The organism is Streptomyces xantholiticus, assembly GCF_014651015.1.
Lineage (GTDB): Bacteria > Actinomycetota > Actinomycetes > Streptomycetales > Streptomycetaceae > Streptomyces > Streptomyces xantholiticus.
The window spans coordinates 1-7,747 of the sequence record NZ_BMWB01000055.1; the positions used below are offsets into that span (position 1 = coordinate 1).

General features: G+C 68.8%; 7 protein-coding genes and 1 pseudogene. 5 read left to right on the forward strand and 3 right to left on the reverse strand.

Features of this window, described 5'->3' with window-relative positions:
• Positions 1–424: 424 nt before the first annotated feature.
• Positions 425–622 (reverse strand): annotated as a pseudogene (locus IE198_RS34455) (hypothetical protein); the annotation flags it as partial.
• A 173-nt stretch (positions 623–795) separates the two neighbouring features.
• Positions 796–1,551, reverse strand: coding sequence for a FadR/GntR family transcriptional regulator (locus IE198_RS34460; protein ID WP_189893980.1), 756 nt, complete (start codon positions 1,549–1,551; stop codon positions 796–798).
• Positions 1,552–1,758: 207 nt separating this feature from the next.
• Between IE198_RS34460 and IE198_RS34465 the strand changes: the two genes are divergently transcribed.
• From IE198_RS34465 to IE198_RS34485, 5 genes are read left to right on the forward strand one after another with little or no spacing between them, the layout of a single operon-like run.
• Complete coding sequence (locus IE198_RS34465) at positions 1,759–3,510, forward strand: L-lactate permease (protein ID WP_189893982.1); 1,752 nt, start codon at positions 1,759–1,761, stop codon at positions 3,508–3,510.
• A 53-nt stretch (positions 3,511–3,563) separates the two neighbouring features.
• A complete protein-coding gene (locus tag IE198_RS34470; RefSeq protein WP_189893988.1) occupies positions 3,564–4,367 on the forward strand; it encodes a (Fe-S)-binding protein in 804 nt (267 codons plus the stop codon).
• 20 nt (positions 4,368–4,387) lie between these two features.
• Positions 4,388–5,806 carry a LutB/LldF family L-lactate oxidation iron-sulfur protein gene (locus tag IE198_RS34475; RefSeq protein ID WP_189893990.1) on the forward strand — a complete coding sequence of 473 codons (1,419 nt, stop codon included), beginning with the start codon at positions 4,388–4,390 and terminating at the stop codon, positions 5,804–5,806.
• The gene (locus IE198_RS34480) at positions 5,803–6,483 is read left to right on the forward strand and encodes a LutC/YkgG family protein (protein WP_189893984.1); all 681 of its coding nucleotides are present in this window, start codon (positions 5,803–5,805) and stop codon (positions 6,481–6,483) included. The genes IE198_RS34475 and IE198_RS34480 overlap by 4 nt, the downstream gene beginning before the upstream one ends.
• Complete coding sequence (locus tag IE198_RS34485) at positions 6,483–6,977, forward strand: ATP-binding protein (protein WP_268246526.1); 495 nt, start codon at positions 6,483–6,485, stop codon at positions 6,975–6,977. Before IE198_RS34480 ends, IE198_RS34485 begins: the two co-directional genes overlap by 1 nt.
• Positions 6,978–7,628: 651 nt before the next feature.
• Here IE198_RS34485 and IE198_RS34490 read toward each other — a convergent pair.
• The coding region (locus tag IE198_RS34490; RefSeq protein ID WP_189888319.1) for a cold-shock protein at positions 7,629–7,747 on the reverse strand (119 nt) is incomplete at its 5' end.

Consider the following 7,747-nt stretch of genomic DNA (forward strand, 5'->3'; position numbering starts at 1 on the left):
AAGTCGACCACCGGCTGGATCGCATGGCAGGGCAGGAGCGGGATGGTCTTCTCAGTCATGCCGACACACTAGTCAAAGTTGACTAGGGTGTCGCCGGGATACGAGCATCGATCCAAAAGAAACGGCCTCGGCGCGCAGTCGCTCACTCAGTCAGCGCAGTGGCTTTTCGTCTCTCCTTGGCTGCTGGCCTCCAGCCCCAGCCCCCACGCAGCCGTGCAGCCGCGACAGAGGCGCTGTCCGTCAGGGTCGAACGGGCATCCAGGAAGTGGTTCGGCCGAACCACTTCGTAGATACGCCCTCGAACGGGAGTCCCGGAAGTGTTTCGGTCGAAACACTTCCCGAGTCCTACTTGCCTCACTTGCCTGAAGTCAGATCGTCCTGTCTGACCTGCGTGAAGTGCCTTAGGGTCTGCGTGACGTCGTGATCAATCAGTTGCCTTCAGCAGGTCGTTGATCCAGATCATGGAGGCGCGGAGGTGGAGGCCGGCGAGGTAGCTCTCGGGTGTCTTGTCGTATCGAGTCGCGATGCCCCGCCAGGCTGTCAGCTTGTTGATCAGGCGCTCGACGGTGTTGCGCCCCTTGTAGAGTTCGGCGTCGTGGCGTGTGGGCTGGCCGCCCCGGCTGGCTCACGCAGCCGCTCGGGGTACGGGCCGTACTCGCCTATCGGCAGGAACGGCTCGATCAACTTCCACTGCTCGTCGGTGAGTTGCCTGCGCGCGTCACGATCGTCCTCCTACCGGATCCGGCTTCCAGACGAATCCGGATCAGCAAGATTGATCACGACGTCACACAGACCCTAGGGCTCTCCGGCTTCTTCGTTCTCGAGGACAGCGCTGACGATGTCACGGTGGAAGCCGCGGATGTGGCTCTCCACGAGGTCACCGGCTCGCTCGGCATCCCGGGCGGCGATGGCGTCGTAGATGGCGTGGTGCTCCGCCCGCAGCCGGGCGGCGACCGCTTCCCAGTCGGAGAGCTTGTGGAACGCGGTGAGCAGGGTGTGCCGGACGGCATTGCGGACGGCGATCGTCATGTCGGCCATCAGGCGATTGCCTCCGGCCTCGGCGATGGCGACGTGGAAGTCGGTGTCGCAGTCGTTGAACTCCTCGCGGGGGAGCACCTCGTCCATACGGGCGAGCGGAGTGTGCATGCGCGCGAGATCGTCAGCGGTGGCGCGTCCGGCGGCGAGGCGGGCGCTCGACCGCTCCAGCGTGGCCCGGGCCTCGACGACGTCCGCAAGGGGGAAGTTGGCCAGCGCCATGTGCAGCCGCAGAAGCTGAGTGAGACCCTCGCTGGGCATGGCGGCGATCACGCTGCCCGAAGCCGGTCCGGTGCCCACACGGGACCGGAGGACTCCCTGCGCCTCCAGTACGCGCAGGGCCTCCCGGACGGCGGCTCGGCTCACGCCGAGGAGCTCGACCAGTTCGCGTTCCGGTGGCAGCCGGTCGCCCACGCCCAGGTTGCCCGCCAGGATCTGTTCCTCGATCCGGGCGAGTACCAGCTCGAAGGTCCGGGAACGCGGCACCGGCTCCCATGCCGCGGTCGACTCAGCCATGGAAGGCCCTTTCACCCTGTGTATCGGTCGGATCACGGCGTGGTGAGACTCCCCGTGTTTGTCGTTCTGATCATAGCTTGAGGAGCCCGGGCTTTGGTCTGACCAAACAATTTATGTCGGCACACCTCTGGACAGGGGGGTCCTGGCGTGCCTAGCGTTTGAGGTAGCCAAGACATGGTCTGACCAAGCTCCCAATGTGAGGGTCGCATGTATCTTCCCGATCTGTCCCCCGTCGCCGACAGCCTCGCGCTCTCCTCGCTCGTGGCCGCTCTGCCGCTGATCACGCTCTTCGTCCTTCTCGGTGGGCTGCGGATGAAGGCCCATTGGGCCGGCCTCGCCTCTCTGGCCGTGGCCGTCGTCATTGCTGTGGCGGTCTACGGAATGCCCACGGATCTCGCCCTGCTGTCGGCGGGCCAAGGGGCGGCGTTCGGCCTCTTCCCGATCATGTGGATCGTTGTCACCGCGATCTGGCTCTACCAGCTGACGGTTGTCAGCGGCCGATTCGAGGACCTGCGTCGGGCCTTCGGCCTGATCAGCGACGACCCACGCGTCCAAGCGGTGATCATCGCATTCTGTTTCGGCGGTCTGCTCGAAGCCCTGGCCGGATTCGGAGCCCCAGTGGCGATCACGGGCGTCATGCTCATGGCCTTGGGCTTCGCTCCCATGCGGGCCGCGATCACCGTGCTGGTCGCCAACACCGCACCCGTGGCGTTCGGTGCGATCGGGATCCCGATCATCACGGCGGGGAATCTCACCAAGATCCCCTACACCGAGATCGGTGCCTATGTGGGCCGCCAGACCCCGCTGCTCGCCCTCTTCGTCCCGCTTCTGCTCGTGGCGCTCGTCGACGGCCGCCGCGGCGTGCGCCAGACCTGGCCCGTCGCGCTCGTCTGCGGCGCGGTGTTCGCGCTCGCCCAGTTCGTGAGCGCCAACTACATCTCCGTGGAGCTCACCGACATCATCGCCTCGCTGGCGGGCCTCACCGCCGTGGTCCTCTTCCTCCGGGTGTGGCACCCGAAGGGCGGTGCGCAGGCCAGAGCCGCCCTGCGAACAGAAGGCGAGTCCGAGCTGCCTTCCGGCGAGGCAGGAGCCGGGCGAACCGACGGATCGGACGCGGGAGCAGACGATGGCAAGCCCTCGGGCACATCCGGACGCGCCGGTACGACGACCCGGATCCAGCCGGCCCCCGGCGCAGGGACGAAGGAGGGGGCCAACGGCGGCCGTGTGGTGATGGCGTTCCTGCCCTACCTCATCGTGATCGCGGTGTTCTCCGCCGCGAAACTGTGGACGCCGTTCAAGGAGTTCCTCACGACGACCGATCTCAAGATCAGCTGGCCCGGGCTGGACGGACACGTCCTCACAGCGGCAGGCAAGGTCTCGGCCACCACCGTCTACACCTTCCCGTGGCTGTCCTCCCCCGGCACGCTGCTCCTGCTGTCCGGGCTGGTTGTCGCCGCCGTTTACCGGGTGAGTGCGGTCGCAGCCGCCCGGGAGTTCGCAGCAACGGTGTACAAGCTGCGCTGGGCCCTGCTCACCGTCGCCTCCGTCCTCGCGCTCGCCTACGTGATGAACCTGTCCGGCCAGACCATCACCATCGGCACGTGGATCGCCGGGACGGGTGCCGCGTTCGCCTTCCTCTCGCCCATTCTGGGCTGGTTGGGCACAGCGGTCACCGGATCCGACACCTCGGCCAATGCCCTCTTCGCAACCCTGCAGCAAGCTGCGGGGGACAAGGCCGGCCTGGACCCGACGTTGCTCGTCGCGGCCAACACCTCCGGCGGCGTCGTCGGCAAGATGATCAGCCCGCAGAACCTCACGATCGCCGCCACCGCGGTCGGCCTCGTGGGCCGGGAGTCGGCCCTGTTCCGAGGCGCGATCAAGTGGAGCCTGCTGCTCCTGTTGGCCATGTGCGTGCTGGTCTACCTCCAGTCCAACCTCCTTGCCTGGATGCTGCCGTGAGCACCATCGCACCGCTGTCGCACACCGGAGGACCCACGCGTACCGGAGGAACCATGCGGATCGCTCTGTTCATCACCTGCTTCAACGACACCCTCTTCCCGGCCACGGGACGGGCGACGGTGCGGTTGCTGGAGCGGCTCGGCTGCGAGGTGGAGTTCCCCCAAGAGCAGACGTGTTGTGGTCAGATGCACTTCAACACCGGCTACCAGCGCGAGTGCGAACCGCTCGTGCGGCGCTTCACCGAGGTCTTCGCCGACTACGACGCAGTGGTGACACCGTCCGGATCATGCGCCGCCATGGTGCGCGAGTACCACGGCCGTGTCGCCGAGCTGTCCGGCGACGCCCGCCTGTCAGCCGCTGCGCAGTCAGCACCGAAGGTGTACGAACTCTCCGAGTTCCTCGTGGACGTCCTGGGCGTCACCGATGTCGGGGCCTACTTCCCGCACCGGGTCACCTACCACCCGACATGCCACTCACTGCGCATGCTGGGCGTGGGGGAAAGGCCACTGGCCCTGCTGCGGGCCGTGCGCGGCATCGATCTGGTCGAGCTGCCCGCGGCCGACCAGTGCTGCGGCTTCGGCGGCACCTTCGCCATGAAGAACGCCGACACCTCGGTGGCGATGTGCGCGGACAAGGTCGCACATGTGCTCCAAAGCGGCGCCGAAGTGCTGTGCGCGGGCGACAACTCCTGCCTGATGCACATCGGCGGGGTGCTGTCCCGGCTGCGCACCGGCGTCCGGACCCTGCACTTGGCCGAGATCCTCGCCTCGACCGAGGAACAACCGCCGGCGGACGCGCCGCCGCCCCCGTCCGGGTCCCGGTGCACCACGCCGGCAGCGGAGGTGAAGTCCCGGTGAACGACACGACGTTCCTCGGCATGCCGGCGTTCCCCAGCGCGGCGAAGAGCGCTCTCGACAACGCTCAACTGCGCCGCAACCTCGCGCACGCCACCGACACCATCCGGGGAAAGCGGGCGCACGCGGTGGGGGAGCTGGACGACTGGGAGGAGCTGCGCGAGGCGGGGCGCGCCATCAAGGAACGCACCCTGCGTCACCTGGACCGCTATCTGATCCAGGTCGAGGAGCGGGTCACCGCGGCCGGCGGACACGTCCACTGGGCGCGCGACGCCGAGGAGGCGCGCCGCATCGTCATCGACCTCGTCCAGGCCACAGGGGAGCGGGAGGTGGTCAAGGTGAAGTCGATGGCCACCCAGGAGATCGGCCTGAACGAGGCCCTGGCCGACGCCGGCATCTCCGCGTACGAAACCGACTTGGCCGAGCTGATCGTCCAGCTCGGCCAGGACCACCCCTCGCACATCCTGGTGCCCGCAATCCACCGCAACCGTGCCGAGATCAGGGACATCTTCGTGCGCGCGATGGGCGACTACGGCACGGCGGCACCCGCCGGTCTCAGCGACGATCCGCACGCACTGGCGGAGGCAGCACGGCGGCACCTGCGGGAGAAGTTCCTGCGGGCCAAAGTCGCCGTCTCGGGAGCCAACTTCCTCGTCGCCGAAACCGGCACGGCGGTGGTGGTGGAGTCGGAGGGCAACGGACGGATGTGCCTCACCCTTCCAGACACGCTCATCTCCGTGGTGGGCATCGAGAAAGTCGTACCCACCTGGCGGGACCTGGAGGTCTTCCTCCAACTCCTGCCGCGTTCCTCCACAGGCGAGCGGATGAACCCCTACACCTCGACGTGGACCGGTACCGCCGCCGACGACGGACCCAGCACCTTCCACCTGGTACTCCTGGACGCCGGACGAACCGACACCCTCGCCGATCCGATCGGCCGCCAGGCACTGAACTGCATCCGCTGCTCGGCGTGCCTGAACGTCTGCCCGGTCTACGAGCGAGCCGGCGGCCACGCCTACGGATCGGTGTACCCCGGGCCGATCGGTGCCATCCTCACCCCCCAGCTGCGCGGTACGACGTCGGCGGTGGACCGCTCCTTGCCGTATGCATCGACGCTGTGCGGAGCCTGCTACGAGGTCTGCCCCGTCAAGATCAACATCCCGGAGGTACTCGTGCATCTGCGTGCCAGGGTGGTGGACGACAGCCGCCGACGACGTATCCCGACACCGGAGAAGCTGGCCATGTCCGCCGCGCGCTGGGTGCTGTCCCACCCGTCGCGGCTGGCGGCGGTCCAGCGCGCGGGCTCCGCGGCCGGGCGGCTGGCGGGTCGGCGTGGACGCATCAGCCGTCTGCCCGGCCCGCTGTCCGCTTGGACCGAGACCCGTGACGCTCCCGCTCCGCCGACGGAGACCTTCCGGGCCTGGTGGAGGAGGAACCGGTGAACGCACGCGATGACGTACTGGCTCGCGTCCGCCGCGCACTCGCGGACGTGCCGGACGACGAAAGGCCGCAGGACGTGCCGGTGGACCGTCGCTACTCGGCGGGCGGCACGCCCCCCGCCGGACCCCCGGACCTGGTGCAGCTGCTGGCGGAACGACTCACCGACTACGGAGCGTCGGTCCGGCCGGTGACCTCCGACGAGGTCGCCGCGGCTGTCGCGCAGGCCGTCTCCGCCCGCGGTGCCCACAGCGTGGTGGTGCCCCGTGGATTCCCTCCGCAGTGGCAGGCCGCGCTGGCTGCGGAGCGGGTACTGACTGACGAACCGCGGCTGCCCGTCGAGCAACTCGACCGTATCGGCGGCGTAGTCACCACCGTCGCCACCGCCATCGCCGCCACCGGCACGCTTGTCCTGGACTGCGGTCCCGGCCAGGGGCGGCGGGCCCTCACCCTGGTGCCCGACTACCACCTGTGCGTGGTACGCGCCGAGCAGATCGTGGCGTCCGTACCGGAGGCCTTGGCCCGGCTGGCCCCGGTTCGACCGCTGACCTTCATCTCCGGCCCCTCGGCCACCAGCGACATCGAACTCGACCGGGTCGAAGGAGTGCACGGACCACGCACGCTGCAGGTCCTGGTCATCAGTGATCCCCCCAATCCCCTTGGTACCCCCCTGGAGTCATGATGCCCTCTCTTCACCAGCAGAGGCGCCGGCCTCCCCCGACAGCGCCGGACCGTCAGGTCCAGCACGCGGAGGCCTCCCATGCCATCGCCGTCTGTACATTGCCTGCCGAGGAATGGGCGGTGCCCCGTGCCCGCAGTTTCACGAAAGGCCATCTGACGGCCTGGCGCATCGGTGACGAGGTCGCGGAAGCGGCACGACTCGTCGTCTCCGAGCTCGTCACCAACACCGTCCGGCACAGCGGTTCCCCAGAGGTGAGACTGCGGCTGGCCCGTTCCCGCACGCAGGTGCGGATAGAGGTCCTCGACAGCGGACGCTGGCGACCCCCCGCGCCTCCGCCGCGGTGCGGGGAGATGGCGGAAGGCGGACGCGGGTTCGACCTGGTGGACGCAGTGGCCCAGCGTTACGGAGTACACAGCACGCCGTCCGGGACCTGCGCCTGGGCGCTGCTTCCCGAGTCGCCCCTGTCCGGCGGGCCCACGGCGCCCGCTCATTGAGCGGTTCGCCGGCCAGGAGACGGATTCCGCGCCGTGGCACCGGAGTCCGTCCCGCCCACGAGAGGATCCGCACAACCCAGCGAACTGAGCTTGCCGGGACGGCCGACAGGTCGAGCACCCGATCACCCCGCAGGAGAAGGTCAGCGCGATCCACACCCTCTTACGGGACGATGAAGTCGACGCGGTCGAAGCAGGCGCTCACCCAACGCGCAGACGGGCCAAGGCCAAAGACGCGGCATCCATCCCGAAGGGCGCTCTCGGCTCCGACGGGCCGGTCGCCCCCTACGCCCGCGCCGTCGCGAGCACAGCGCGCACGTCACCGCGCGGCGCGGGCTCCCCCGCGTCCGGCTCACAGGACTCCAGGCGCTGGAGGGCTGCTTCTCCCATGCGGCCACATCACCCACCGCACTGCCTGACACGGCCCCTCAGAGGGCCGCCCGTCGGCCGAACCCACCGGCGTACCCCGCGGGCACGGCCCGCCGGTGGCGGTCTGGCGACGCGACCGGGTTCTTCGGGAGCCGGCCGACCCGACCGTCTCCCTTCCGCGTACGGCGGCTCGGCTGGTGTCATCCGCCGCTTCCCTCGAATGGCCAGACGCCGACGCCCGCCCCGGGCAGACCGGGGCGGGCGTCACACCGAGGTGGCTGAGGCTCAGGCGGGGGTGATGTTCTCCGCCTGCGGGCCCTTCTGGCCCTGGACGACATCGAAGTTCACCTTCTGGCCTTCCTGGAGCTCACGGAAGCCCGAGCTGGCGATGTTCGAGTAGTGGG

Excerpts from the sequence above, each read along its gene's own strand:
- IE198_RS34485 (WP_268246526.1), top strand. The coding sequence starts at position 6,483 with ATGCCCTCTCTTCACCAGCAGAGGCGCCGGCCTCCCCCGACAGCGCCG.
- IE198_RS34460 (WP_189893980.1), bottom strand. The coding sequence starts at position 1,551 with ATGGCTGAGTCGACCGCGGCATGGGAGCCGGTGCCGCGTTCCCGGACC.
- IE198_RS34470 (WP_189893988.1), top strand. The coding sequence starts at position 3,564 with ATGCGGATCGCTCTGTTCATCACCTGCTTCAACGACACCCTCTTCCCG.
- IE198_RS34475 (WP_189893990.1), top strand. The coding sequence starts at position 4,388 with ATGCCGGCGTTCCCCAGCGCGGCGAAGAGCGCTCTCGACAACGCTCAA.
- IE198_RS34465 (WP_189893982.1), top strand. The coding sequence starts at position 1,759 with ATGTATCTTCCCGATCTGTCCCCCGTCGCCGACAGCCTCGCGCTCTCC.